This is a genomic window from Pseudomonas sp. 1D4 (assembly GCF_001728925.1).
Lineage (GTDB): Bacteria > Pseudomonadota > Gammaproteobacteria > Pseudomonadales > Pseudomonadaceae > Metapseudomonas > Metapseudomonas otitidis.
Map to the genome: position 1 here is coordinate 59433 of NZ_LXJQ01000024.1, position 26009 is coordinate 85441.

Sequence of the window (26009 nt, forward strand, 5' to 3'; positions counted from 1 at the left end):
GACCAGAGCCAAATAGACCCTTTCCAGTCAACAAAATGACCAAACAAAACCAATCAGTCACCTTTAGAGCAAACCACCTAACTGGCGTAGAAAGCGCGTTCCAGGGCGGTTTGTGAACCCTCGCACACTGCCGGGCGACAGGTGCGAGGGCCGAAGGGGGTGGATCAGGCGATGTCGCGCAGCTCGCGACGGAGGATCTTGCCAACGGGCGTCATGGGCAGGGCGTCCTTGAGGACGATGTGCTTGGGCACCTTGTAGCCGGTGAAATTCTCCTTGCAGTAGGCCTTCAGCTCCTCGACGGAAACGCCGCCCTCGCGGGGGACGACGAACAGCTTCACCGCCTCGCCGGACTTCTCGTCGGGCACGCCGATGGCCGCGCAACTGGCCACCTTCGGGTGAGCCATGACCACGTCCTCGATCTCGTTGGGGTAGACGTTGAAGCCGGAGACGATGATCAGGTCCTTCTTGCGGTCGACGATGCGCACATAGCCATCCGGGTCGATCACGGCAATGTCGCCGGTCTTCAGCCAACCCTCGGCGTCCAGCACCTCGGCGGTGGCTTCGGGCCGGTTCCAGTAGCCCTTCATCACCTGCGGGCCCTGGATGCACAGCTCGCCGCGCTCGCCCAGGGGCAGTTCGTTGCCGTCGTCGTCGATCACCTTGAAGGCGGTACCGGGCACCGGGATGCCGACGGTGCCCAGGCGGGCCAGGGCACCGTAGGGGTTGGCGCTGGCCACCGGGGAGGTTTCGGTGAGGCCGTAGCCCTCCACCACGGTGCAGCCGGTGACAGCCTGCCAGCGCTCGGCGGTGGCCTTGACCAAGGCGGTGCCGCCGGAGTTGGTGACCTTGAGGTTGGAGAAGTCCAGGTCCTTGAAGTCGGGGTTGTCCATCAACGCGACGAACAGGGTGTTGAGGCCCAGCAGCGCGGAGAAGCGCCACTTCTTCAGCTCCTTGACGAAGCCGGGGATGTCGCGAGGGTTGGTGATCAGCACGTTGAGGTTGCCGTTGACCATCATGCACATGCAGTTCGCGGTGAAGGCATAGATGTGGTAGAGCGGCAGCGGCGCGATCATGATCTCCTGGCCCTGCTTCATCAGCGGCTGGCCATCCGGCCCCAACTGCGAGAGGCAGGCGTTGACCTGCTGCATGTTGGCCACCAGGTTGCCATGGGTGAGCATCGCGCCCTTGGCCACGCCGGTGGTGCCACCGGTGTACTGCAGCACGGCGAGATCGTCCAGGCTGACACTGACCGGCTTGAGGGCGTGGCCCCTTCCCTGGCGCAGGGCGTCCTTGAAGGACACGGCCTGGGGCAGGTGGTAGTCCGGCACCATCTTCTTGACCTTCTTCACCACGGTGTTGACCAGCCAGCCCTTGAGGCTGGGCAGCATGTCACCCATGCGGGCTTCGATCAGGTGCTCGATCTCGGTGTCGGGCAGCACTTCCTGCACCAGCTTGCCGAACAGGTTGATGTACACCAGGGCCCGCACGCCGGCGTCCTTGAACTGATGGCGCATCTCGCGGGCGGTGTAGAGGGGGTTGGTGTTGACCACCACCAGGCCGGCACGCAGGGCGCCGAACACGGCGATGGGGTACTGCAGGACGTTGGGCATCTGCACGGCGATGCGGTCGCCGGGCTTGAGGTCCGTGTGCTTCTGCAGGTAGGCGGCGAAAGCGGCGGAAAGGCGGTCCAGCTCGGCGTAGGTCAGGGTCACGCCCAGGTTGTGGAAGGCCGGGCGGTCGGCGAATTTCTTGCAGGAACGCTCGAACACCTCGACCACGGAACGGTAGGCCGCCAGGTCGATCTGGTCCGGTACGCCGGCAGGGCGTTTGTCGCTCCAGAAATCAGGTTGCATTGTTGTTGTCCTCATTTGCCCTGAGTGTGTCTGGCCCGCGCTGCGGGGCTGCCCGGAAAGTAGCAGGTCCGCCCGCAAGCGCAAATACGCGAAGCGCTCTCATTGATCCTGTGAATCTCGCCGCAACAACCCGTGCCTGAGCGGCTGAACAAAGGCTGTCGAAACGGTCTGCGCAGGACCGAACAGTCACGCATCGCTGCCCCTTTGCGCCGCCCCGGCCCCCGTGCACAATGCGCCGATCACTCCACTCCCCGCCAAAAGGATTGGCCATGCACCACGACGCTTTCTGGCTCACCGCCAGTGATGCTGCCCCGCTCTACGTGAACCGCTGGAGCGGCGAGGAGCCACCCCGGGCGGTGGTGATGATCGCCCACGGCATGGCCGAACACAGCGGCCGCTACGCGCGGCTGGCAGCGGCGCTGGTGGCAGCGGGGATCGAGGTCTACGCCCACGACCAGCGCGGCCACGGTCGCACCGCCCAGCACGGCATCCTCGGCCTGTATGCCGAGCATGACGGCTGGAACAAGGTGATCGCCGACCTCGCGGCCCTCAACCACCACATCCGCCAGCAGCACCCGCAGGTGCCGATCATCCTGCTCGGCCACAGCATGGGCAGCTACATCGCCCAGGGTTACCTGATGAGCCACAGCTGCAGCCTGCAGGGCGCCATCCTTTCCGGCTCCAACTACCAGCCGGTGGGGCTGTACCGCGCGGCCGCCGTGGTGGCGCGGCTGGAACGCTGGCGCCAGGGCCCGAACGGGCGCAGCGCGCTGATCGAGTTCCTCTCCTTCGGTTCGTTCAACAAGGCCTTCAAGCCCAACCGCACGCCCTTCGACTGGCTCAGCCGCGACCCGGACGAGGTGGACAAGTACGTCAACGACAGCCTCTGCGGCTTCCGCTGCACCAACCAGTTGTGGCTCGACCTGCTTGGCGGGCTTCAGAACATCACGCCCATCGACCACCTGGCGCAGATCGACCCGGACCTGCCCCTGCTGGTGATCGGCGGCGCGTGCGACCCGGTCAGCGACGGCAAGCGCCTGGAGGACCTGGCCAATGCCCTGCGCTCGGCCGGTGTGCGCGACGTGCAACTGAGGATCTACCCCGACGCCCGCCACGAGTTGTTCAACGAGACCAACCGTGACGAGGTGACGAATCATCTGCTCGACTGGCTGGGGCACGCCCTCGCCCACGGTCGGGCCTGCCAACCGAACAAGGAGACGCCATGAGCCAGGTAACCAACTTCACCTACGACGCCCTGGAAGTCGGCCAGAAGGCCAGCTATGCGAAGCAGGTGGAGGAGCGTGACATCCAGTTGTTCGCCGCCCTGTCCGGCGACCGCAACCCGGTGCACCTGGATGCCGAGTACGCGGCCGGCACGCTGTTCAAGGAGCGCATCGCCCACGGCATGTTCAGCGGCGCCCTGATCAGCGCGGCCATCGCCTGCGAGCTGCCCGGGCCGGGCACCATCTACCTGGGCCAGCAACTGAAGTTCACCCGCCCGGTGAAGCTGGGCGACAGCCTGACCGTGGAACTGGAGATCCTCGAGAAGCTGCCGAAGAACCGCGTGCGCATCGCCACCCGCGTGTTCAACCAGAACGCCGAGCAGGTGGTGGACGGCGAGGCCGAGGTACTGGCGCCCAAGCAATCGCTCGCCATCGAGCTGCCGGAGCTGCCGCCGATCACCATCGGCTGAACACCGCAGCCCAGATGAAAGAAGCCCGGCAGTCGCCGGGCTTTTTCGTTCCGGGGGAGCTTTCGGCTAGTCCTGCACCTGCGGCTGATCCCCGACCGTGACACTGGCAGTCATCCCCGCACTGAGCTGGATGTCCTCCGGCACCGGGTCGAGCCTGATCCGCACCGGGATGCGCTGGGCCAGGCGCACCCAGTTGAAGGTCGGTTCGACGTTGGCGAGCAGTTGGCCGTCCGGGCTGGCGTTGCGGTCGGTGATGCCGCGGCTGACGCTTTCCACGGTGCCCTTGAGCGGCTGGCCGGCGCTCATCAGCCAGATGTCCACCGGCGCGCCGACACGAATGCCGGGCAGCTTGGTCTCCTCGAAGTACGCCTGCACATAGAAGGACCGGTCGTCCACCAAAGCCATCACCGGCTGCCCGGCGCTGGCGTAGTTGCCCTGGGCCAGGCGCAGGTTGGTGACCTGGCCGCTGCGCGGCGCACGGACTTCACTGCGTGTCAGGTTCAACTCGGCGACTTTCACGTCGGCCTGGGCCTGGCGGTATTCGCCCCTAGCAATGTCGGCGTTGATCTGGGCGTTCTCCCGCAGTTCCGCACTGATGGCCTGGGGGCCGAGGCTGGCGCGGCGCGAGGCCTCGTGCTCACGCAGGCGCAGTTGCTGCTGGCGGGTCTCGGCGACGGCCCGGGCCTTTTCCAGGGCCGCCTCGTAGCGGTCGCGGTCGATGGTCATCAGCAGGTCGCCGGCCTTCACCTGCTGGTTGTCGCGGACCTTCAGGTCCACCACCCAGCCGGATACGTCCGGTGCTATCACCACCACGTCGGCGCGGATGCGCGCGTCCCGCGTCCAGGGCGCGAGCATGTAGTGCTGCCAGAGACTGTAGCCCCCCACAACGGCGGCGGCGACCAGCGCCAGGGTGACAACGACACGCAAGGTGGAGCCCATGGTTTTCTCCTTCACCAGTGCCCGAAGACGGCGACCAGCACCGACAGCACACAGACATAGAGGGCGGTATCGAACAGCGCCTCGTGCCAGATCCAGCGCGCCAGGCCCAGCCGCTGCAGCACCAGGCGCAGTACGCCGGTCACCAGCAGCGCCGCCAGGGCGTAGATCAGCAGCGGGCTGAGCAATACGCCGCCCAGTGACCATTCACGCAAGCCCATGGCTCGCCTCCTGTTGTTCACACCACTGCCGCCAGCTTTGCCGCAACTGCAGCAAGGCCGCCAGGGCCAGCCGCCGGTCGATGCTGTTGCCGGCCTCGCGCAGGGCCTGGATCAGTTGTTCGGACGGCACGTCCATCGCATCCGCCCGCTCCGGCGCCGGCCCCTGCTCCAGCAATGGCCCGATCCGTGAGAGAAAGCGCGCCTCGGAGGCGCCGAGGGAGCGCTCCCCCGCCGCCAGGCAACGGCGCAGGTGCAATAGCTCATCGCCTATGTCGAGGCTGGTGATGCCATCGTCCCAACGGTTGCGGGACTGGCTGGGCAGCGCCGGGTAGTGGCGGGCCAGTTGCAGCAGGCGGTCGGCCATGCGCCCACCGAACCAGTTCTCCGCCCCCGCCAGGGTGCGGTGGGTGAGCCGGCCCAGGTCGCTGAAGGTGGCCCGCAGCAGCCGCCGCCCATGCCAGCCGGGGTGAGTCAGCACGATGAGGCGGAACACCAGCACGGCGAAACCGACCCCCAGCAGGATGGACAGGGCTTCGTTGAGGAACACTGCAACGTCGAAGTGCATGGTGTTCTGCGGCGCGCACAGCACGATGAAGTGCAGGCAGAACGAAGTGGCTGTGCCGCTCAGGGCCGGCCGTGCCATGCCCAGGGTGCCGAAGAACAGCGGCACGCCGAGGGCCATGCAGAGCAGCGGGAAGCCGCTGAACTGGGGCAGTACCACCTGGCCGATGAAGAAGGCCACCGGCAGCGCATAAAGGATGCCGCGCAGGAACATCAGGCCGATCTGCGCGGCGTTCTCGCGGCTGGCAAAGAGGCTGCAGACCACGCAGGTGAGGGTCAGCGCGCCGATGGAGAAAGTCCAGGCGGTGGCCATCCAGAAGGTCGCCAGCCCGAGGAAGGCCAGCCCGCTGCGGGAGCCATAGAGCAAGGCCGTGGGCAGGTCGTGGTGCCAGGACAGGGGCGCCGAACTGTCCTCGCTGGAAGCGCCACGCTCCACGGTCTCCAGCGCTGCGGCGGCGGCCCGCACCTGGCGGAGGGTGACCGCCAGGCGGCCCAGGCAGTATTGCTGCACCACGCTCAGCCCGGGGGATTCGGCCGCCTCCAGCAGGCCCTGCCCCAGGGCTTCGAGGCGGGCCGGATCGGGCGACTCCAGCGCCTGTCGCACGGCATCCAGCCAGGGGGCCAGACGCTCGGCCTCGTCGCTCGACAGTTGCCGCCACTGGCGCGCCACCCCGCGTGCCAGGCGCAGCACGCTGAGCAGGTCGCGACTGAGCACCCGCAAGGCAGCGGCGCGGCGCCGTCCGCGAGCGCCCTCGAACCAGGCGTGCTCGCGCTGGGCGTCCACGGCCACCAGGCGCCCCAGGACGCCCAGCAGCCCCTGGCGCTCGTAGGGCGCGCCGTCCAGGGCCGAGTGGGCCGCACGGATGCCGCTCTCCCAGGCCTCGGTGGCCTGGCGCACCAGTTGGCGCTCCACACGCTGCGGCCAGATCAGCGCGCTGGTGGCGGTGGCACAGAGGATGCCGAGGCAGATTTCGGTGCAGCGGGCCACGGCCTGGTCGAAGACGTTGAGCGGGTGGGCGATGGCCGGCAGGCCGATGATGGCCACCGTGTAACCGGCCAGGACGAAGGCGTATGACCAGGCACTGCGCAGCAGGGTGGAGGCCGCCGTACACAGCGCCAGCCAGGCGGCGAGGACAAAGAGGAACAGCCAGGGCGTCTGGGCGAACAGCGCCATGATCACCACCGCCATGGTGGTTCCTACCAGGGTGCCGAGCAGCCGCGCCAGGCCCTTCTGCACCACCATCCCGGACAGCGGCTGGGCCACGATGAAGGCCGTCATCAGCGCCCATTGCGGCTGCTCCAGGCCGAAGCGCAGCGCACACCAGAGCGCCAGGCCACCCCCGAGCAGTGTCTTGATGGCGAACTGCAGGGCCGGGAGGTCGGGGGCGAGGAAGGCCTTCAAGGTTTCACGCACGTCGAAAACCTTGGAAGAGTCGCGGCAAGCATAGGCGGCCTTCAGCCTGCATGGCACCGCCGTGGATTCGTCTGACCATCTCCCCTCCTTCCCTGTCGAACAGCTCTGAATCGCGCCATCCGGCGTAGGCCCCCTGGAAAATTGACCTGGATCAGTTCCCCGCAGACCTTGCGGGGCGGGGCCCGCGGCTATTGATCCAGATCAATTTCGGCACCCTGGCCCGGGTCTACCTTTGACCCATCGAAACAAGACGCCAGACGCAGGAGGCCCTTATGTTCGTCGATGTTGTGGTTCTAGCCGGTATCGGCACTGTTGGCCTGATGCTCGCCTTCTTCGGTGGCGTCGGATACTTCATCTGGAAGGACTCTCACAAGCGCGACAAGAACGCGTGAGTTGAGTTCTCCAGGTACACAGGCACGCAAGGCACCTCGGGCGACTTCGGTCGCCCTTTTTTTCGTCCGTCGAAAATAGCCCGGCACCGGGCGACACTCTGACCGCAGCCCATGACTGGCCGTTCAGGTTGGCGTTCAGCGCTTCTTCGGTTTGCTGCGGTTCTTCTTCGCCTTGCCCAGCGGCAATGCTTTTTCGAACGCCTGGCGCATGTCCACCAGCCGTTTCTCGTGCAGGTCATGGATGCGCTTGTCGCGCTCGGCGCCGAAATCGATCAGCTTGTCGTCATTGCTCATGGGCGGATCCAGCGGAAGGTGAGGTTGAGGCGAGGCTGGCAGGTGGCTCGGGTCTTGGCCACCTGATGCTGCCAATGATGCTGCGTCGGACCGCTCATGACCAGCAGCGAACCGTGCGCAAGTTCCAGCGAATGCTCGATGCGCCCGCTGCCCTTGCGGCGCAGGTCGAAACGCCGGGTGCCGCCGAGGCTCACCGAGGCCACGGTGGGATCGGGCCCCAGCTCCGGCTCGTCGTCGCTGTGCCAACCCATGGAGTCCTGGCCGTCGCGGTAGAGGTTCAGCAGCACGCCGTTGAATGGTTGCCCCACCTCCGCCTGCACGCGCTGGCGGATCGTCGCCAGCAGGGGCGTCCAGGCCAGCGGGCGGTGCACCAGGCCGGAATAGCGGTAGCTCGCTTCGGGGTCGCCGTACCAGGCCACCTGCCGAGGCACCCGGTACTCCTGGCCGTGCAAGTGTACGACCGGTTGCTCCCAGGGCGTTTCCGCCAGCAGCCCGGCCAGCCACTCGTCAGCTTCCTCCACTGCCAGCCACTGGCGCTCGTGGCGCAGGCAGGCGTTCGGCAGTTCAAGGGGCAGGTCGTCGAACAGGCTCATGGAATGACCGGTTGTGCAAAGGGGGCACAGATTCTGTCACGAGGTCAGACCTCGACGTCCACCCAGAGCCCCTGCCGCGGGAGGGTGTCGATCACCTCCTCGTCCGCCGGCTTCACCTCGCCCTCGGCCAGTTGCTCGGGGGTATACCCCCGGCGCTGACGGCGGCGCTGCTCCTCGCGGAGCATCTCCTCGGCCTCCTGGGGGTGACGGCGGTCCAGCCCCACTTCGCTCTCGTGCTGGCTTTCCTGGGCCGGCGTCACGGGAGGAATATCGGGGCGCGGTTTGACCACGTCCTGCTGGGCGGTCACGGGAACCAGGCTGTGGGGGATCGGCGGCAACATGGTCAGACCCTCTGTCATTCAACCTGTCGGCAACACAGGCCGCACCTTTAGCGGCCTCGCTACACTATCTACCGCAAACGGGAACGCAAGTTCCGTCGCTCTTGGCCACGCGTTCCGCTAAACTAGCCGGCTTTTTTGCATGGCGGGAGACACGCATGGCGCAGCAGTACGAACCGGGGCAACGCTGGATCAGTGACAGCGAGGCAGAACTGGGCCTCGGAACCATCCTGACATCCGACGGGCGGCTGCTCACCGTGCTCTATCCGGCGACCGGCGAAACGCGCCAATATGCCCTGCGCAACGCCCCGCTGACCCGCGTGCGCTTCGCCCCGGGTGACGAGATCACCCACTTCGAGGGCTGGAAGCTCACCGTGCAGGAGGTCGACGACGTCGACGGCCTGCTGGTCTACCACGGCATCACTGCCCAGAACGAAGCCCGCACCCTGCCGGAAACCCAACTGTCCAACTTCATCCAGTTCCGTCTGGCCAGCGACCGTCTGTTCGCCGGGCAGATCGACCCGCTGAACTGGTTCAGCCTGCGCTACCACACCCTGCAGCACCAGAGTCGCCTGCTGCAATCCTCGCTGTGGGGCCTGTCCGGCGCCCGCGCCCAGCCCATCGCCCACCAGTTGCACATCGCCCGCGAAGTGGCCGACCGCATCGCGCCCCGCGTCCTGCTGGCCGACGAAGTGGGCCTGGGCAAGACCATCGAGGCCGGCCTGGTGATCCACCGCCAACTGCTCTCCGGTCGCGCCAGCCGGGTGCTGATCCTGGTACCGGAAAACCTCCAGCACCAGTGGCTGGTGGAGATGCGCCGCCGCTTCAACCTGCAGGTCGCGCTGTTCGACGCCGAGCGTTTCGCCGAGAGCGATGCCAGCAACCCCTTCGAGGACACCCAGCTCGCCCTGGTGTCCCTGGAATGGCTGAAGGACAGCGAGCGCGCCCAGGATGCCGCCTTCGCCGCCGGCTGGGACCTGCTGGTAGTGGACGAAGCCCACCACCTGGTCTGGCACCCCGAGCACGCCAGCGACGAGTACCGCCTGGTGGAGCAGTTGGCCGAAGTCATTCCCGGCGTCCTGCTGCTGACTGCGACCCCCGAGCAACTGGGCCAGGAAAGCCACTTCGCGCGCCTGCGCCTGCTGGACCGCAACCGCTTCCATGACCTGGAAGCGTTCCGTGCCGAAAGCGCCCACTACCGCCCCATCGCCGAAGCGGTGCAGGAGCTGCTGGACGAAGGCCGCCTGTCTGCCGAAGCCCGGGCCACCATCGCCAACTTCCTCGGCAGCGAAGGCGAGACCCTGCTGGCCGCCGTCGCCGAGGGTGACAGCGACGCCTCCGCACGCCTGGTGCGCGAACTGCTGGACCGCCACGGCACCGGTCGCCTGCTGTTCCGCAACACCCGCGCCGCCGTCCAGGGCTTCCCCGAGCGCCAGCTGCACCCCTACCCGCTGCCCAACCCCAGCGAGTACATGGAGCTGCCGGTGGGCGACCACCCGGACCTGTACCCCGAGGTCAGCTTCCAGGCTCAGCAGGGCGAGGTCGACGAGAGCGAACGCTGGTGGCGCTTCGACCCCCGTGTCGAGTGGCTGATCGACACCCTGAAGATGCTGAAGAAGTTCAAGGTGCTGGTGATCTGCGCCCATGCCGAAACCGCCCTCGACCTGGAAGACGCCCTGCGCGTGCGCTCCGGCATCCCCGCCACCGTGTTCCACGAAGGCATGAGCATCCTCGAGCGCGACCGCGCCGCGGCCTATTTCGCCGACGAGGAATTCGGTGCCCAGGTGCTGATCTGCTCCGAGATCGGCTCCGAAGGCCGCAACTTCCAGTTCGCCCACCACCTGGTGCTGTTCGACCTGCCGGCCCACCCGGACCTGCTGGAGCAGCGCATCGGCCGCCTCGACCGCATCGGCCAGAAGCACACCATCCAGCTGCACGTGCCCTACCTGGAGAACAGCCCCCAGGAGCGCCTGTTCCAGTGGTACGACCGCGCGCTGAACGCCTTCCTCGCCACCTGCCCCACCGGCAACGCCCTGCAGCACCAGTTCGGCCCGCGCCTGCTGCCGCTGCTGGAAGACGCCGACGAAGACACCTGGGGTGCGCTGCTGAGCGAAGCCGAAGCGGAGCGCAAGCGCCTGGAAAGCGAGATGCATTCCGGCCGCGACCGCCTGCTGGAACTCAATTCCAATGGCGGCGGCGAAGGCCGCGCGCTGGTCGAGGCCATCCTCGAGCAGGACGACGAATTCGCCCTGCCGATCTACATGGAGTCCCTGCTCGACGCCTTCGGCGTCGACAGCGAGGACCACTCCGAGAACGCCCTGGTGCTCAAGCCCGGCGAGAAGATGCTCGACGCCGGCTTCCCCCTGGGCGACGACGAAGGCGTGACCATCACCTACGACCGCAACCAGGCCCTGTCCCGCGAGGACATGCAGTTCCTCACCTGGGAGCACCCCATGGTCCAGGGCGGCATGGACCTGGTGCTGTCCGGTTCCATGGGCAACACCGCCGTCGCGCTGATCAAGAACAAGGCCCTCAAGCCCGGCACCGTGCTGCTGGAGCTGCTCTACGTGAGCGAGGTGGTGGCGCCGCGCAGCCTGCAGTTGAGCCGCTTCCTGCCGCCGGCCGCGCTGCGCTGCCTGCTGGATGCCAACGGCAACGACCTGGCTTCCAAGGTGGCCTTCGACACCCTCAACGATCAGTTGGAAAGCGTGCCGCGCGGCAGTGCCAACAAGTTCGTCCAGGCCCAGCGCGACGTGCTCGCGGCGCAGATCCAGGTCGCCGAGGCCAAGATCCGCCCGCGCCACGAAGCCCGTGTGGCCGAGGCCACCAAGCGCCTCGCGGCCGAACTGGAAGAAGAACTGGCACGCCTGGAAGCGCTCAAGGCGGTCAACCCCAGCGTCCGCGACAGCGAGATCGAGGCCCTGCGCCGCCAGCGCGAAGAGGGTCTGGCGCTGATGGAGAAGGCCGCGCTGCGTCTGGAGTCCATCCGGGTACTGGTCGCCGGCTAAGCACCACCCGCCCACGAAAAAGCGCGCCTCGGCGCGCTTTTTCGTGGCAGCGGTATCAGGCCTGTGCCGCCGGCTGCTGCCCCTCGCGCATGTGCCGGGCGTCCCGCCCGAAGCAGCGCGCCGCCTGGAACAGCGCCAGGGTGGTCAGCCCCAGGGCCACCGGGATCAGGTACATGGCATCGTGCAGGCCCACGGCCTTGAAGGCCTCGGTCATCTCGCTGGCACCGGCCGCGTACATCGCCGCATGGGCGAAGTGGTCCGACAACAGCCCCACCACCACCGGCCCCAGGCCACCACCCAGCAGGTAGAGACCGGCGAAGAACAGCGCCATGGCCGTGGCCCGCAGGCGCGGCTCCACCACGTCCTGGATGGCGGTGTAGACGCAGGTGTAGAAGGTGTAGGCGAACAGCCAGCCGATGCTGAACACGCCCACGAACACCGCCACGTCGATGCGCCCGGAGACCAGCGCGAAGCCGGTGGCCAGGGTCGCCACCAGCAGGCTGCCGGTGGCCAGCAGCAGGCGGCCGCGCTCGGACTTCTCATGGGCCTTGTCCGCCAGCCAGCCGCCCAGAGTCAGCCCCACCAACCCGGTAAGACCGACGATGATGCCTGTGGCGACAGCAGCGCCCTGCAGGGACATCAGGAAGTAGCGCTGCAGCATCGGCACCATGAACGAGTTGCAGGCATAGGTGGCGAAGTTGAAGGCCAGCCCCGCCAGGGTCAGCCACCAGAAGGTGCGGATCGACAGCACCCGGCGCAGCGGGCGGTCCAGCGGCGTCTGGTCCTGGGTACGGTTGTCGGCGGCGCCGCGCTGCGGCTCCTTGATGAAGAACATGAACACCGCGAGGATCAGCCCCGGAATCGCCGCGATGACGAAGGGCGCCCGCCAACTGTCGAAGGCCTGCACCATGGCGCCGATGGTGAAGAAGGCCAGCAGCAGCCCCAGCGGCAGGCCGAGCATGAACAGGCCCATGGCGCGGGCGCGCTTGTTCGGCGGGAACAGGTCGCCGATCAGCGAGTTGGCAGCCGGGGCGTAGCTGGCCTCGCCGATGCCCACGCCCATGCGGATCAGCAGGAAGCTCCAGAAATTCCACGCCAGGGCGTTCACCGCCGTCAGCCCGCTCCACACCGCCAGGCCCCAGCCCATGATCTTCTTCCGCGAGCCGGTGTCGGCCATACGCCCCAGCGGCAGGCCGGCCACGGCGTAGACCAGGGTAAAGGCGGTGCCGATCAGCCCCAACTGGAAGTCACTCAGGCTCCACTCGTGGCGCACCGGTTCGATGATGATCGCCGGGATGGTGCGATCGAAGAAGTTGAACAGATTGGCCAGGAACAACAGGAACAGCACGCGCCAGGCATTGGCCGCTTGCGGGGAAGGCTGCATGGGTCGGTCTCTTTGTTGTTGGTGACCCGACAGACCGCCTGCCAGGCTTGTAAGGGCGAATCTAGAGGCTCGCCTTCCGGCTGTCTGCGAACATTCGCGCTGGTTATGGCAAACGATGGCGCCCTCCCCGACCAGGAGGTTGCGAGTTCATCCAGGGCTACCGCCCCCGATGGCTGGCGGACCTGCGTCCGATGCTGGAGGAATGGGGCGAGAGGCCGGCCCGCCGCTTCGCTGAGGCCGGCCCATAGGGTCACGCCGCCTTGAAGCGCGGCAACCAGGCAAGGCCGTCGCGGGTCGGCCCGCCGGGGCGATACTCGGCGCCCAGCCAGCCGGCGTAACTCACCTCGGCCAGAGCGGCGAGGGCCGGGGCGAAATCCAGCTCACCGCTACCGGGGGCGCCGCGCCCGGGGTGGTCGGCGAACTGCACGTGACCGATGGCGTTGCCCAGCAGGCGGATCGCCGCCACCGGGTCCAGTTGCTGGCGGGCCAGGTGATAGAGGTCGAGCTGGGCGGCAAAGTTGGGGCTTTCCACCGAGCGAACCAGGTCCAGCAACTGCTCGGGGGTGTTGATGAGGAAGCCCGGCATGTCGAACGGGTTGATCGCCTCGGCCAGCACCTGGATGCCCAGCGGGTGGAAGGTATCGGCGGCCTTGCGCAGGTTGGCCACCAGCGTGGCCAGCGCCTCGGGACGCGACACGCCATTGGCCAGGCGCCCGGGCAGTACGTTGATGCACTGCGGCTGCACCAGCGCAGCGTAGGTGTAGGCATGGCGCAGAGCGGCGTCGAAGGCATCCTGCTGGGCCGGCACGGCGGCCAGCCCGGCGCCGCCCTGCATCAGGTCGCCAGCAGGCAGGTTGATGAGCACCAGCGGCAGGCCGGCCTGGTCCAGAGCGGCCTTCAATTCGCCGGCGGGCAGCTCATAGGGGAACTGGATCTCCACGCCCTCGAAGCCCGCTTCGGCAGCGGCGCCGATGCGCTCGATCAGGGGCAACTCGGTGAACAGCAGCGACAGGTTGGCGGAAACCTTCATGGATGCTCCTCTCGGTAGAGTTCGATCAGGGTCGCGGGGTCACGCTCCAGGTTGCCCTGGCTGCCATGCAGGCGCATGAGCTGCGCGGCGAGCCCGCTCATGGGCGTGGCGCTGCCCTCCTCGCGGGACAGGCGGGTGGCGGTGTCCAGGTCCTTGAGCAAGGTACGGACATGCCATTTGACCGGCTCGAAGCAACTTTCAGCCATCTGCGGCGCCAGGATCTGCAGGGGCCGCGAGTCGGCGAAGCCGCCGGCCAGTGCCGGCGCCAGCAGGCTGGCATCGACCCCGGCCTTTTCCGCCAGGGCCACCACCTCGGCAATCACCAGGGCATTGCAGGCGACGATCATCTGGTTGCAGACCTTGGTCACCTGGCCGGCACCGACCTCACCCATGCGCGTCAGGCGCTGCCCCAGGTGCGCGAGCACGGGGCGCACCCGTTCCACATCCTCCTCGCGACCGCCGGCCATGATCGCCAGGGTGCCGGCCTCGGCACCCGGGGTGCCACCGGAAACCGGTGCATCGATCCAGTGCACGCCGGTGCGTCGCTCCAGTTCGGCGGCCATCTCGCGGGTCGCCGCCGGTTCGAGGCTGGAGAAGTCCACCAGCACCTGCCCGGCCCGGGCGCCTTCCACCACGCCGCCCGGCCCGAACACCACCTCACGCACCACGGCCGTGTCGGCCAGGCAGAGCATGAGGATGTCGGCCTCGGCACACAGCTCGGCCGGGGTCTCGGCACGGCGTGCACCGAGTTCCAGCAGGGGGGTGCATTTGTCGGGAGTCCGGTTCCAGACCGTGAGGGGGAAGCCGGCGGCCAGCAGGCGGCGGGTCATCGGCAGGCCCATGAGGCCGATGCCGGCGAAGGCGATGCGGGGTAGCGACATGCTGAGCTCCAGTCGGACGGAAGCGCCTATCTTAACCGGCTGCCCAGGCCGTGCACCGCCCCGGAAATCGGTGTGTCACCCAGCAGGAAAAATGCACCCAAAGGGTGCGAAAGGTAACGGTACGCACCAGGAGTGCGCACCGATCCGGGTCAGAGACCGTCCTTCTGCAGATGGTCAAGATCCACCGGCTCACCCGGTTCCGCCCCCAGCTTCTGACGGATGTCCTCGAACATCGCATCGAACTCCTGATGGTTGTGCACGATCGGTCCGACGCTCGTATGCAGCCCGTGCTTGTTGGCAATGCGGGTGGCGACGCTGGCGAAGTTGAAGGCCGTGTCCCGGTGCAGCTCGAAGGTTTCCTCGAAGCTAACGCCATTGATCACACCCACCATGCGGAAGTGCAGCATGGTGCCTTCCTCCGCATCACGCCGGACCTCGTAGTAGAGGTCGATGGAGAACTCCGGCTGGTTGGGCAGCCCGGGAATGCTGGCACGGTGCAGGTGACCGGGTTCGAACATGGCGAAGCTCCTTGAGTGACGAACAGGGTGGGGAGAGTCTAGACGGCCTTTTTCGCCTGGCCGCAGCGTCAGTGGCGGGCTGGTACCTCCAGGCGTTCCTGCACCAGTACCCAGGGCGCCACCACCACGGCCCAGAGGGTGGGATCACGCTCCAGCAGGTCACGTGCCCGCGCCTCTTCCACGCGCTCCAGCTTGCCGGCCTGCAGCAGCGCCGCAACCTGGGGCTTGTCGTCTTCGGCCACCGCCAGGGCAACGCCGACCAGGTCCTCCTGGCCCTCGACCCAGAGCAGTTGCCCACGGGCGAAGAAGGGCTGCAACTCCTCCCAGGTGATGGCGGCGGTTTCGCCAAGCAGCTTGGCATAGAGGGTGCTTGAGGATTCGTTCATGGCTTGCTCTGAGTGGGAAAGTAACGGTTGCAGGGCGGGCAATGATAACCAACGCCTGCCGTCTTGTTCACAAGTCCAGCCAGACGCTTCCTGCGTCTTTCAGGGCACGCCGTATTTCTATACGTTTGTTGCGATTAGGCGACATAGGAACATTCCGCCCCCTTCTGTCGGCTTTTCAAGCCGCAAATCGGCACTCTACACTGTACCGGTACAGTTGCCGGAGGACTCGGCGGGGTGACAAAAAGGACCCTGTCCTCTGCTTCCAGGCAACCAGGACAACAACAACGATAAACATACGAGTGGAGCACTATGAACAAGGCTACCAAGCAGCTTTCCAAACTGTTCGCCGCCATGGCCCTCGCCGGTGCCGCCAGCTACTCCGTAGCGGCCGACACCATCAAGATCGCCCTGGCTGGCCCGGTGACCGGTGCGGTCGCCCAGTACGGTGAAATGCAGTTCATCGGCGCCAAGATGGCGATCGAGCAGATCAACAAGGCCGGCGGGGTGAACGGCGCTCAACTCGAAGGCGTGGTCTACGACGACGCGTGCGATCCGAAGCAAGCCGTCGCCGTAGCCAACAAGATCGTCAACGATGGTGTGAAGTACGTCGTTGGCCACCTGTGCTCCAGCTCCACCCAGCCCGCGTCCGACATCTACGAGGACGAAGGCATCCTGATGATCACCGCGGCCTCCACCAGCCCCGAGATCACTGCCCGTGGCTACCAACTGGTGTTCCGCACCATCGGCCTGGACAGCCTGCAAGGCCCGACCGCCGGCAACTTCATCGCTGACCACATCAAGCCGAAGAACGTCGCCGTCATCCACGACAAGCAGCAGTACGGCGAAGGCATCGCCACGGCCGTGAAGCAGACCCTGGAAGCCAAGGGCGGCAAGGTCGTCCTGTTCGAAGGCATCAACGCCGGCGACAAGGACTTCTCCGCCCTGATCGCCAAGCTGAAGCAGGCCAACGTCGACTTCGTCTACTACGGCGGCTACCACCCCGAGCTGGGCCTGCTACTGCGCCAGGCTTCCGAGAAAGGCCTGAGCGCCCGCTTCATGGGGCCGGAAGGCGTCGGCAACAAGGAAATCTCCGCCATCGCCGGCCCGGCTTCCGAAGGCATGCTGGTGACCCTGCCGAAGTCCTTCGACCAGGATCCGAAGAACCAGGCCCTGGTAGAAGCCTTCAAGGCCAAGAACGAAGACCCCACCGGTCCGTTCGTGTTCCCGGCCTACGCCGCCGTGCAAGTCATTGCCGAAGGCATCAAGAAGGCTGGCGACGACACCGCCAAGGTGGCTGAAGCCCTGCGCTCCAACTCTTTCGAAACCCCGACCGGCACCCTCTCCTTCGACAAGAAGGGCGATCTGAAGGACTTCAGCTTCGTGGTGTACGAGTGGCACAAGGACGGCACCAAGACCGAAGCCAAATAAGCTTCCCGCCTTAGCCCAGAGCCCACTGCGAGAGCAGTGGGCTTTGTTTATCCGAGTTTTACGGGCTCCGCTGCGCCACAAGCGCCGCTTTACGTGATGCCCGAGGAGTTGGGGAATGCCTGATCTCTATCACTACCTGCAACAGCTGGTTAACGGCCTGACCGTTGGCAGCACCTATGCCCTGATCGCCATCGGCTACACCATGGTCTACGGCATCATCGGCATGATCAACTTCGCCCACGGCGAGGTTTACATGATCGGCTCGTACGTAGCCTTCATCGCCATCGCCGGGCTCACCATGCTCGGTCTCGACAGCCTGCCTCTCCTGATGGTGGCGGCCTTCAGCGCCAGCATCATCGTCGCCAGCGCTTACGGCTACAGCATCGAACGGGTCGCCTACCGGCCGCTGCGCGGCAGCAACCGCCTGATCCCGCTGATCTCCGCCATCGGCATGTCGATCTTCCTGCAGAACGAAGTCCTGCTCGCCCAGGACTCCAAGGACAAGGCGATTCCGAACCTGCTGCCGGGCAACTTCGTGTTCGGCGAAAGCACCATGAACGGGGTCACCATCTCGTACATGCAGGTGCTGATCTTCGTCGTCACCTTCCTGGTCATGTTCGGCCTCACCCAGTTCATCTCCCGTTCCCGTCTGGGCCGCGCCTGCCGCGCCTGTGCCGAGGACATCAGGATGGCCAACCTGCTGGGGATCAACACCAACAACATCATCGCCCTCACCTTCGTCATCGGCGCCACCCTGGCCGCCATCGCCGCGGTGCTGCTGGGGATGCAGTACGGCGTGATCAACCCGCACCTGGGCTTCCTTGCCGGCATCAAGGCCTTCACCGCTGCGGTACTCGGCGGCATCGGCAGCATCCCCGGTGCCATGCTTGGCGGCCTGGTGCTTGGCGTGGCCGAAGCCTTCGGCGCCGACCTGTTCGGTGACCAGTACAAGGATGTGGTGTCCTTCAGCCTGCTGGTCCTGGTCCTCCTGTTCCGCCCCACCGGCATCCTGGGTCGCCCGGAGGTGGAGAAGGTATGAACACCGCCAAGAACCTCAAGACCGCCTTCTTCAGCGCCCTGCTGGTCATCGCGGTCGCCTACCCGGTCCTGGGCCTGAAGCTCACCACCGTCGGCATCAGCCTGCAGGTGCAGGGCGCAAGCCCCGCCGTGCTCTGGACCATCGCCGGTTGCGCCATCGCCATGTTCTTCTGGCAACTGTTCCGCACCCGCCTGATGGGTGTCTGGGACAACGCACCGAAGCTGCCGAAGCTTTCCACCAAGGCGAGCAACTTCCTCACCCTGCCCTCCACCCAGCGCTGGATCATCCTCGGCCTGATCGTGGTCGCCCTCGCCTGGCCGTTCTTCGGCTCGCGCGGTGCGGTGGACATCGCCACGCTGATCCTGATCTACGTGATGCTCGGCCTCGGCCTGAACATCGTGGTCGGCCTGGCCGGCCTGCTCGACCTGGGCTACGTCGGCTTCTACGCCGTGGGCGCCTACAGTTATGCGCTGCTGTCGCACTACTACGGCCTGGGCTTCTGGGTGTGCCTGCCGATCGCCGGCATGATGGCTGCGCTGTTCGGCTTCCTGCTGGGCTTCCCGGTGCTGCGCCTGCGCGGTGACTACCTGGCCATCGTGACCCTCGGCTTCGGCGAGATCATCCGCATCCTGCTGCGCAACCTCACCGAGATCACCGGCGGCCCCAACGGCATCAGCAACATCGAGAAGCCGAGCCTGTTCGGCCTCACCTTCGAGCGTCGCGCGGCCGAGGGCATGCAGACCTTCCACGAATACTTCGGCATCGCCTACAACTCGGTGAACAAGGTGGTGTTCCTCTACCTGATCGCCTTGCTGCTGGTGCTGCTGACCCTGTTCGTGATCAACCGCCTGTTGCGCATGCCCATCGGTCGCGCCTGGGAAGCGCTGCGCGAAGACGAGATCGCCTGCCGCGCGCTGGGGATGAACCCCACCGTGATCAAACTCTCGGCCTTTACCCTGGGCGCCTGCTTCGCCGGTTTCGCCGGCAGCTTCTTCGCCGCCCGCCAGGGCCTGGTGACCCCTGAATCCTTCACCTTCATCGAGTCGGCGATCATCCTCGCCATCGTCGTGCTCGGCGGCATGGGCTCGCAGCTGGGGATCATCCTCGCAGCGGTGGTGATGATCCTGCTGCCGGAACTCGCCCGTGAATTCAACGAGTACCGCATGTTGATGTTCGGCGCCCTGATGGTGCTGATGATGATCTGGCGTCCGCAGGGCCTGTTGCCCATGCAACGCCCACACCTGGAGCTGAAGTGATGAGCCGCCCGATCCTGGAAGTAAGCGGCCTTTCCATGCGTTTCGGCGGCCTCCTGGCCGTCAATGGCGTGGCACTGTCCGTTCAAGAAAAGCAGGTGGTCTCGATGATCGGCCCCAACGGCGCCGGCAAGACCACCGTGTTCAACTGCCTGACCGGCTTCTACCAGCCCACTGGCGGCAGCATCCGCCTCGACGGTGAGCAGATCGAAGGCCTGCCGGGCCACAAGATCGCCCGCAAGGGCGTGGTGCGTACCTTCCAGAACGTCCGCCTGTTCAAGGAAATGACCGCTGTCGAGAACCTGCTGGTCGCCCAGCATCGTCATCTCAACACCAATTTCCTCGCCGGCCTGTTCAAGACCCCGGGCTTTCGCAAGAGCGAGCGCGAGGCCATGGACTACGCCGCGCACTGGCTGGAGCAGGTCAACCTCACCGACGTCGCCAACCGCCCCGCCGGCACCCTCGCCTACGGCCAGCAGCGCCGGCTGGAGATCGCCCGCTGCATGATGACGCGCCCGCGCGTCCTCATGCTCGACGAGCCCGCCGCCGGCCTGAACCCGCGCGAGACCGAGGACCTCAAGGCCCTGATCGCCCTGCTGCGCAACGAGTACAACGTCACCGTGCTGCTGATCGAGCACGACATGCATCTGGTCATGAGCATTTCCGACCATATCTACGTGATCAACCAGGGCACCCCCCTGGCCGACGGTACGCCGGAGCAGATCCGCAGCAACCCGGATGTGATCAAAGCCTATCTGGGGGAGGCCTGAGCCATGCTGAGTTTCGACAAGGTTTCCACCTTCTACGGCAAGGTCCAGGCGTTGCACGACGTCAGCATGGAAGTCAGCCGTGGCGAGATCGTCACCCTGATCGGCGCCAACGGTGCCGGCAAGTCCACCCTGCTGATGACTCTCTGCGGTTCGCCGCGCGCGGCCAGCGGCAGCATCCGCTACCTGGGCGAGGAGCTGGTGGGCCAGGAGTCCAGCGACATCATGCGCAAGAGCATCGCGGTGGTGCCGGAAGGCCGCCGTGTGTTCGCCCGCCTGACCGTCGAGGAGAACCTGGCCATGGGCGGTTTCTTCACGCCCAAGGGTGACTACCAGGAGCAGTTGGACAAGATCCTGCACCTGTTCCCGCGCCTCAAGGAACGCTATGCCCAGCGCGCCGGCACCATGTCCGGCGGCGAACAGCAGATGCTCGCCATCGGCCGCGCGCTGATGAGCAAGCCCCAGCTCTTGCTGCTGGACGAGCCGTCCCTGGGCCTGGCACCGATCATCATCCAGCAGATCTTCGACATCATCGAACAGCTGCGCCGTGATGGCGTGACCGTGTTCCTCGTCGAGCAGAACGCCAACCAGGCGCTCAAGCTGGCGGATCGCGGCTACGTGCTGGAGAACGGACGGATCGTCATGCAGGGCACCGGTGAAGCCCTGCTGACCGACCCCAAGGTGCGCGACGCCTACCTGGGCGGCTGATCCCGCTGCGACACGACAACGGCCCCGGAAGGGGCCGTTTTCGTTTGCATCGCCAGCGCCCCGGAGCCTGGCTGGACGCATCACGGTGGACCGATGAAGCGTGGTCCACCCTGCGGCGTCTAGCCGGTAATCGCCTGAACACGATGGGCTTCGCACAGCTCAGCCCATCCTACGGGTGACATCGGCTCGTAGGATGCGCTGAGGCACGAAGCGCATCGCACCGGGGCACCATGTCCCTCTGTGGGAGAAGCGAATTCAGTCCCTCCGCCCCCGACAGGTCTCACCCTAGGACATACAAGCAAATTCATTCGCGAACGAGGTGAAGCAAGAGCATCGCGGCTGAAGCCGCTCCCACAGGGTCGGCCACCTGTAGCCAGGACTTCAGTCCGAGGGACGCCCAACCTCCGCCTCCTGGGCTGAAGCCCAGGCTACGGGTGCCGGTAATCGACTGCGGGTTCGAGCACTGGGTAGCCCGGACTTCAGTCCGGGGAACGCCCAACCTCCGCTCCCTGGGCTGAAGCCCAGGCTACGGGTGCCAGTAAACGGCTGGCGGGTCCGCAAACGCTCGGTAGCCCGGACTTCAGTCCGGGGATGGGCGGTGGTGTCGGGTAGCGAACTCGTTCGCGATCAACTCCGGCGCGGCGCTTTCGCGGTTGAAACCGCTGCCACCGAGCCTGCAACCACGGCATCGACTCCGTCCTAAACCCCGAGTTCCAGCCGGTCGAGGGCCTGACGGCTGCGCTCGAACCAGTCCAGCAGGTAGTCCACCAGCACCTGGGTGCGCCGCGGCAGGCCGCTCTGGTAGGGGTGCACGAGGAACACCGGCGACTGTCGCGTGCGGTACCCACGCAGCAGCCACACCAGGCGGCCTTCCGCCAATTCGTCGTGCAGCATGTAGGAGGGCAGCCGGGCGATGCCCGCGCCGGCCAGGGCGGCCTTCTTCAACAGGCTGTAGTGGTTGCTGGCGAGGTTGCCCGCCACCTGCACCCGCTCCAGTTGGTGCTGGCGGTGGTAGAGCCACTCCTCGTAGCCGGCGTAATGGGTGTTCAGCAGGCACTGGTGACCGACCAGCTCCGCCGGGGTACGGGGCTCGCCGTGGCGGGCCAGGTAGGCCGGTGCGGCGCAGGTGATCTCCTCCAGGGAGAACAGCGGCCGGGCCACCAGGCGTTCGTCCTGGTGCGGGCCGCTGCGCACGCCCAGGTCGAAGCCCTCGGCAATCAGGTCGCGGTAGGCATTGCTCAGGTCCAGCTCCACCCGCACCGCCGGGTACTGGCGGGTGAAGTCCAGCAGCAGCGCATCGAAGAAGGTCTCTCCGAGGGACACCGGCACGCTGATCCGCACCCGACCGGCCACCTCCTCCTGCAGGCGCTTCACCGCCTGCCGCGCCGCTTCCGCCTGGGCCACCAGGGCGCGGGCCTGGGGCAACAGCGCGGCGCCAGCCGCCGTCAGGTCCAGGCGCCGGGTGGTGCGGTGCAACAATGTCGTACCCAGCCCCTCCTCCAGATGACGGATGCGCTTGGACAACCGCCCCTTGCTGCACCCCAGCCGTTCGGCTGCGCGGGTAAAGCTGCCCGCCTCCAGCAAGACGGCAAAGGCCGCCAGGTCGTCGAGTTCGCTCACGCGCCCCTCACTGTTTCCAAATGAAAACCCAAGGTTTCCGATTACCCTAATTATCGGAAACAAAAGCGACTCTACACTGGATTCCGTCATCCCTCAGCCACAGGAATCCCCTCCATGAAGATCCTTCTCATCGGCGCCAGCGGCACCATCGGCCAAGCCATCGACAACGAGCTCAGGGAGCGCCACGAGATCGTCCGCGTCGGCCACAGCAGCGGCGATTTCCAGGTGGACATCCGCGATGCCGCCTCGATCCGCCGCCTGTTCGAGCAGACCGGGCGCTTCGATGCGCTGATCAGCGCCACCGGCAAGGTGCACTTCGGCGCCCTGGCCGAAATGGGCGAAGCGGAATTCGCCAAGGGTCTGGCAGACAAGCTGATGGGCCAGGTGAACCTGGTGCTGATCGGCCGGGAGTTCATCAACGACGGCGGCTCCTTCACCCTCACTTCCGGGGGGCTGAGCGACGACCCGATCCGCGCCGGCGCCTCCGCCAGCATGGTCAACGGTGCCCTCGACAGCTTCGTCAAGAGCGCTGCCATCGAGTTGCCGCGCGGCCTGCGCATCAACAGCGTCAGCCCCACGGTGATCGAAGAGGCCCTGCCGTCCTACGGCCCGTTCTTCCGCGGCTTCAAGGCCGTGCCGGCAGCCGTGGCAGCCCTGGCTTATGCCAAGAGCGCCGAAGGCGGCCAGACCGGCCAGGTGTACCGCGTCTGGTAAGCCGCTACACCTCCCCGGCGTAGCACGCCGGGGAACTGGGCGGCCCCTCGCGGTCCAGCTCCTCTTCAAGGAACTCGGCCAGCACCCGGGCGTTGTTGGCCTGCTCGTCGCGGGCCGCGTAGAGCAGGGTCAGCGTGCCCTCCCGCGCCATCTGCCGCAGCCCCTGCCAATGCTCCGGGTGCGCCGCCAGCTCGCCCCGGTAACGCAGGCGAAACTCATCGAAGCGCTCGGGGTCGTGGCAGAAGTCGCGGCGCAACGCATCTGAAGGCGCCACCGCCTTCAGCCAGAGCGCCAACCCCAACGCCTCCTTGCGGCAACCGCGCGGCCACAGGCGGTCCACCAGCACCCGCTGGCCATCGCGTTCATCCCAGGGTTCATAAACCCGCTTGCACTGGATCATCCATCCTCCTCGCCCTTGAGCTCGCCGAGGCGCCCCGGTAACGTGGCCGCTTCCCAAGGAGGCCCCCCATGCGCATCGTTCGTCCCCTGCTGTTCAGTCTGATCCCCCTGTTCGCCGGCTGCCAGGTTTTCACCGGGCCGGAGAAGGCGCCGCAACTCCCGCAGCAGCGGATGCAGGGCGAACTGGAAGCCAGCGGTGGACGCCTGGTGTTCCGCCCCTGCCAGGAGCAGCGACGCTTCGTGATTGCCGACGTGGGCGCCACCGGCATCCTGCAGGAAGCCGCCACCCTCCTGGATGACGGGCCGGGCCCGCTGTTCGCCGATCTCGGCGGCCAGTTGGGTGCGAGCAAGGCCGGTGCCGATGGCCAGTTGGACGTGCGCCGCCTGTACCGCTTGCAGCGCGAGGGCCATGGCTGCGACGACCCGAACTTCCGCCGCCTGCTGCTGCGTGCCAGCGGCAACGAGCCGTCCTGGAGCGTCAACGTCAGCAACGCCGGCCTGGTGCTGGAAGAGCCCGAGCAGCCGCCGCTGGCCATCCCCTACATGGAAGAACAACTACCCGACGGCCGCTTCAACCTCACCAGCGAAGCCAACGGCCGCCGGGTGGAGCTGTGGGTCGCCCCGAAACGCTGCGTCGACAGCATGAGCGGTGCCGTCCAGCACCTCTCCGCCGAACTGCGCCTGGACGGCAAGACCCTGCGCGGCTGTGCGGCCTTCGGCGGCGCCCGCAACGACTGAACCGTTGTTTCCCTCCCCCGCCTCGGCCCGTTCCCAGGGCCGGAGCGGCCCCCGTTCGCCGATGACCTCCTAAGCTTGCAGACAGGACACCAAGAAGGAGAACGTCATGCTGCGCATCGCATTGAACGGGTATGGACGCATCGGCCGGGCCATTGTCCGCGCCGTGTTCGAACGAGGCCTCGACCAGCAGGTGCGGATCGAAGCCATCAACGACCTCGGCGATTTCGCCACCCTCGCCCACCTCACCCGCTTCGACTCCACCTTCGGCCGCTTTGCCGGCACCCTCGAACTGCGCCAGGACCACCTGCACGTCGGCGACCAGGCGATACGCCTGCTGGCCGAGCCGGACCCCGGCAACCTGCCCTGGGCGGACCTGGGGGTGGACCTGGTGCTGGAATGCTCGGGGCGGATGAAGAAGCGCGAACAGGTGGAACGGCACCTTGCCGCCGGGGCCTCCCACGTGCTGCTCTCCCACCCGCTGGACAGCGCCGACCTGACGGTGGTGTACGGCGTCAACCACGACCAGTTGGGCGACCAGCGCATCGTCTCCAACGCCTCCTGCACCACCAACTGCCTGGCGCCCCTGGCCCAGGTGCTGCACCAGGCGTTCGGAATCCGCAGCGGCCTGGTGACCACGGTGCACGCCTACACCAACGACCAGAACCTGCTGGACAAGACCCACGACGACCTCTACCGCGCGCGGGCCGCCGCCCTCTCGATGATCCCCACCAGTACCGGCGCGGCACGGGCCATCGGCCTGGTGCTGCCGGAGCTGGCCGGGCGCCTCGACGGCCTGGCGGTCAGGGTGCCGACCCCCAACGTCTCGCTGGTGGACCTGAGCTTCATCGCCGAGCGCCCCACCACCCGCGAGGCGGTCAACGCCGCACTGCGCGAAGGCGCCTTCCGCCTGCCGGAGGGGGTGATGAGCTGCAACGAGCTGCCGCTGGTGTCGGTGGACTTCAACGGCTACCCGGTGTCCTGCGTCGCCGACCTGACCCAGACGCGGGTGCAGGACGAACTGGTGAAGGTGCTCGCCTGGTACGACAACGAGTGGGCCTTCGCCCACCGCATGCTGGATGTGGCCCTCGCCTGGCGAGGAGGCGAGGCCCGGCAAGCCGTTGAATAGCGCAAACGGCGCAGCGGCAGCGAGCGCCGTGAGCGTTTCAACAGCCTGTCAGAGCCCGGCAACCGCCAGCGAATCCGGCAGGGGCGCGCCCTGCTCGGCGCAGGCGGCGATCTGCGCAACCAGGGGTTCGAGGTCGAACCCCTGGCTCGCCAGCCAGGCCGGGTCGTAGTAGGTGGTCGCGTAGCGCTCGCCGCCGTCGCAGAGGATCGCAACCACCGAGCCCCGCTCTCCCTTGGCCGCCATGTCTGAGGCCACCCGCAAGGCCCCCACCAGGTTGGTCCCGCTGGACCCGCCGACCCGTCGTCCCAGGCGCTGCGCCAGGTAGTGCATGGCCGCCAGGGACAGCGCATCCGGCACCTTGGCCATCGCATCGATCACCTGGGGCAGGAAGGACGCCTCGACCCGAGGCCGGCCAATGCCCTCGATGCGCGAGCCGCAGTCCAGGGTCAGGTTGCGGTCGCCACTCACGTAGGCATCGAAGAACACCGAGCGCTCGGCGTCGGCGCACAGCACCCGGGTCGGGTGCTGGCGGTAGCGCACATAGCGCCCGAGGGTCGCCAGGGTGCCGCCCGTGCCGGGGCTGGACACCAGCCAGCTCGGCTCCGGGTGCGGCTCATGGCGCATCTGCTGGAAGATCGACTCGGCGATGTTGTTGTTCGCCCGCCAGTCGGTGGCGCGCTCGGCGTAGGTGAACTGGTCCATGAAGTGGCCGCCG

Annotated in this window: 27 protein-coding genes; 12 read left to right on the top strand and 15 right to left on the bottom strand. The window is 66.8% G+C overall.

Features of this window, described 5'->3' with window-relative positions; translation table 11 throughout:
* Window positions 1-164 precede the first annotated feature (164 nt).
* Complete coding sequence (fadD2, locus tag A7D27_RS14090) at window positions 165-1853, bottom strand: long-chain-fatty-acid--CoA ligase FadD2 (RefSeq protein ID WP_069565263.1); 1689 nt, start codon at window positions 1851-1853, stop codon at window positions 165-167.
* Between the two features lie 269 nt (window positions 1854-2122).
* Between fadD2 and A7D27_RS14095 the strand changes: the two genes are divergently transcribed.
* Entirely contained in the window at window positions 2123-3079 is a 957-nt protein-coding gene (locus tag A7D27_RS14095; protein ID WP_069562422.1) for an alpha/beta hydrolase, read from the top strand.
* Window positions 3076-3546, top strand: a complete 471-nt coding sequence (locus tag A7D27_RS14100) for a MaoC family dehydratase (protein WP_044413444.1) — start codon at window positions 3076-3078, stop codon at window positions 3544-3546. The genes A7D27_RS14095 and A7D27_RS14100 overlap by 4 nt, the downstream gene beginning before the upstream one ends.
* 66 nt (window positions 3547-3612) lie before the next feature.
* Here the strand turns inward: A7D27_RS14100 and A7D27_RS14105 are convergent, their stop codons facing one another.
* The 3 genes from A7D27_RS14105 to A7D27_RS14115 are packed head-to-tail and all read right to left on the bottom strand — an operon-like array spanning window position 3613 to window position 6678.
* Window positions 3613-4485, bottom strand: a complete 873-nt coding sequence (locus tag A7D27_RS14105; protein ID WP_069565264.1) for an HlyD family secretion protein — start codon at window positions 4483-4485, stop codon at window positions 3613-3615.
* Window positions 4486-4496: 11 nt separating this feature from the next.
* Window positions 4497-4703 (bottom strand): DUF1656 domain-containing protein, encoded by a 207-nt coding sequence (locus A7D27_RS14110; protein ID WP_069562420.1) that lies wholly within the window; start codon window positions 4701-4703, stop codon window positions 4497-4499.
* Window positions 4690-6678 (bottom strand): FUSC family protein, encoded by a 1989-nt coding sequence (locus A7D27_RS14115; RefSeq protein ID WP_069565271.1) that lies wholly within the window; start codon window positions 6676-6678, stop codon window positions 4690-4692. The genes A7D27_RS14110 and A7D27_RS14115 overlap by 14 nt, the downstream gene beginning before the upstream one ends.
* Before the next feature lie 272 nt (window positions 6679-6950).
* Here A7D27_RS14115 and ccoM point away from each other — a divergent pair, with 272 nt between their 5' ends.
* The gene (gene ccoM / locus A7D27_RS28950) at window positions 6951-7070 is read left to right on the top strand and encodes a cytochrome c oxidase subunit CcoM (RefSeq protein ID WP_277344314.1); all 120 of its coding nucleotides are present in this window, start codon (window positions 6951-6953) and stop codon (window positions 7068-7070) included.
* Between the two features lie 135 nt (window positions 7071-7205).
* Here ccoM and A7D27_RS28355 read toward each other — a convergent pair whose 3' ends face one another.
* From A7D27_RS28355 to A7D27_RS14125, 3 genes are read right to left on the bottom strand one after another with little or no spacing between them, the layout of a single operon-like run.
* Window positions 7206-7364: a hypothetical protein gene (locus tag A7D27_RS28355; protein WP_164707288.1), complete on the bottom strand. Its 159-nt coding sequence runs from the start codon at window positions 7362-7364 to the stop codon at window positions 7206-7208.
* Window positions 7361-7957 carry an alpha-ketoglutarate-dependent dioxygenase AlkB gene (locus tag A7D27_RS14120; RefSeq protein WP_069562419.1) on the bottom strand — a complete coding sequence of 199 codons (597 nt, stop codon included), beginning with the start codon at window positions 7955-7957 and terminating at the stop codon, window positions 7361-7363. Before A7D27_RS14120 ends, A7D27_RS28355 begins: the two co-directional genes overlap by 4 nt.
* A gap of 44 nt (window positions 7958-8001) precedes the next feature.
* Window positions 8002-8298, bottom strand: coding sequence for an aspartate-semialdehyde dehydrogenase (locus tag A7D27_RS14125; protein ID WP_069562436.1), 297 nt, complete (start codon window positions 8296-8298; stop codon window positions 8002-8004).
* 155 nt (window positions 8299-8453) lie between these two features.
* On the opposite strand from A7D27_RS14125, the gene rapA reads away from it, so the two are divergent.
* On the top strand, window positions 8454-11303 hold the full coding sequence (gene rapA / locus A7D27_RS14130) for an RNA polymerase-associated protein RapA (RefSeq protein WP_069562418.1): 2850 nt from the start codon (window positions 8454-8456) through the stop codon (window positions 11301-11303).
* 55 nt (window positions 11304-11358) lie between these two features.
* Here the strand turns inward: rapA and A7D27_RS14135 are convergent, their stop codons facing one another.
* The 5 genes from A7D27_RS14135 to A7D27_RS14155 form a co-directional block, all read right to left on the bottom strand.
* Entirely contained in the window at window positions 11359-12687 is a 1329-nt protein-coding gene (locus tag A7D27_RS14135) for an MFS transporter (RefSeq protein WP_069562417.1), read from the bottom strand.
* Between the two features lie 250 nt (window positions 12688-12937).
* The gene (locus A7D27_RS14140; RefSeq protein ID WP_069565265.1) at window positions 12938-13717 is read right to left on the bottom strand and encodes a hydroxypyruvate isomerase family protein; all 780 of its coding nucleotides are present in this window, start codon (window positions 13715-13717) and stop codon (window positions 12938-12940) included.
* Window positions 13714-14598: an NAD(P)-dependent oxidoreductase gene (locus A7D27_RS14145; RefSeq protein WP_044413419.1), complete on the bottom strand. Its 885-nt coding sequence runs from the start codon at window positions 14596-14598 to the stop codon at window positions 13714-13716. Before A7D27_RS14145 ends, A7D27_RS14140 begins: the two co-directional genes overlap by 4 nt.
* Window positions 14599-14747: 149 nt before the next feature.
* On the bottom strand, window positions 14748-15116 hold the full coding sequence (locus A7D27_RS14150) for a DUF5064 family protein (protein ID WP_069562414.1): 369 nt from the start codon (window positions 15114-15116) through the stop codon (window positions 14748-14750).
* Window positions 15117-15184: 68 nt separating this feature from the next.
* Window positions 15185-15502 (bottom strand): DUF2288 domain-containing protein, encoded by a 318-nt coding sequence (locus tag A7D27_RS14155; RefSeq protein WP_069565266.1) that lies wholly within the window; start codon window positions 15500-15502, stop codon window positions 15185-15187.
* A 309-nt stretch (window positions 15503-15811) separates the two neighbouring features.
* Here A7D27_RS14155 and A7D27_RS14160 point away from each other — a divergent pair, with 309 nt between their 5' ends.
* The 5 genes from A7D27_RS14160 (at window position 15812) to A7D27_RS14180 (ending at window position 20697) form a co-directional block, all read left to right on the top strand.
* A complete protein-coding gene (locus A7D27_RS14160; protein ID WP_069562413.1) occupies window positions 15812-16930 on the top strand; it encodes a branched-chain amino acid ABC transporter substrate-binding protein in 1119 nt (372 codons plus the stop codon).
* A gap of 115 nt (window positions 16931-17045) precedes the next feature.
* Window positions 17046-17969 (top strand): high-affinity branched-chain amino acid ABC transporter permease LivH, encoded by a 924-nt coding sequence (livH, locus tag A7D27_RS14165; protein WP_069562412.1) that lies wholly within the window; start codon window positions 17046-17048, stop codon window positions 17967-17969.
* Entirely contained in the window at window positions 17966-19225 is a 1260-nt protein-coding gene (locus A7D27_RS14170; protein ID WP_069562411.1) for a high-affinity branched-chain amino acid ABC transporter permease LivM, read from the top strand. Before livH ends, A7D27_RS14170 begins: the two co-directional genes overlap by 4 nt.
* Window positions 19225-19992, top strand: coding sequence for a high-affinity branched-chain amino acid ABC transporter ATP-binding protein LivG (livG, locus tag A7D27_RS14175; protein ID WP_069562410.1), 768 nt, complete (start codon window positions 19225-19227; stop codon window positions 19990-19992). The genes A7D27_RS14170 and livG overlap by 1 nt, the downstream gene beginning before the upstream one ends.
* A gap of 3 nt (window positions 19993-19995) precedes the next feature.
* Window positions 19996-20697: an ABC transporter ATP-binding protein gene (locus tag A7D27_RS14180; RefSeq protein WP_044413400.1), complete on the top strand. Its 702-nt coding sequence runs from the start codon at window positions 19996-19998 to the stop codon at window positions 20695-20697.
* 699 nt (window positions 20698-21396) lie between these two features.
* Here A7D27_RS14180 and A7D27_RS14185 read toward each other — a convergent pair.
* Window positions 21397-22317 (bottom strand): LysR family transcriptional regulator, encoded by a 921-nt coding sequence (locus A7D27_RS14185; protein ID WP_069565267.1) that lies wholly within the window; start codon window positions 22315-22317, stop codon window positions 21397-21399.
* Window positions 22318-22431: 114 nt separating this feature from the next.
* Here A7D27_RS14185 and A7D27_RS14190 point away from each other — a divergent pair, with 114 nt between their 5' ends.
* A complete protein-coding gene (locus A7D27_RS14190; protein ID WP_069565268.1) occupies window positions 22432-23031 on the top strand; it encodes a short chain dehydrogenase in 600 nt (199 codons plus the stop codon).
* A 4-nt stretch (window positions 23032-23035) separates the two neighbouring features.
* Here A7D27_RS14190 and A7D27_RS14195 read toward each other — a convergent pair whose 3' ends face one another.
* On the bottom strand, window positions 23036-23431 hold the full coding sequence (locus A7D27_RS14195; protein ID WP_069562407.1) for a DUF488 domain-containing protein: 396 nt from the start codon (window positions 23429-23431) through the stop codon (window positions 23036-23038).
* Between the two features lie 68 nt (window positions 23432-23499).
* Between A7D27_RS14195 and A7D27_RS14200 the strand changes: the two genes are divergently transcribed.
* Both A7D27_RS14200 and gap read left to right on the top strand, forming a co-directional pair.
* Window positions 23500-24168 (top strand): COG3650 family protein, encoded by a 669-nt coding sequence (locus A7D27_RS14200; protein WP_069565269.1) that lies wholly within the window; start codon window positions 23500-23502, stop codon window positions 24166-24168.
* Window positions 24169-24274: 106 nt separating this feature from the next.
* Window positions 24275-25294: a type I glyceraldehyde-3-phosphate dehydrogenase gene (gene gap / locus A7D27_RS14205; protein WP_069562405.1), complete on the top strand. Its 1020-nt coding sequence runs from the start codon at window positions 24275-24277 to the stop codon at window positions 25292-25294.
* Between the two features lie 48 nt (window positions 25295-25342).
* Here gap and A7D27_RS14210 read toward each other — a convergent pair.
* Window positions 25343-26009: pyridoxal-phosphate dependent enzyme (locus A7D27_RS14210; protein WP_139134099.1), on the bottom strand; the 667-nt coding region annotated here is incomplete at its 5' end.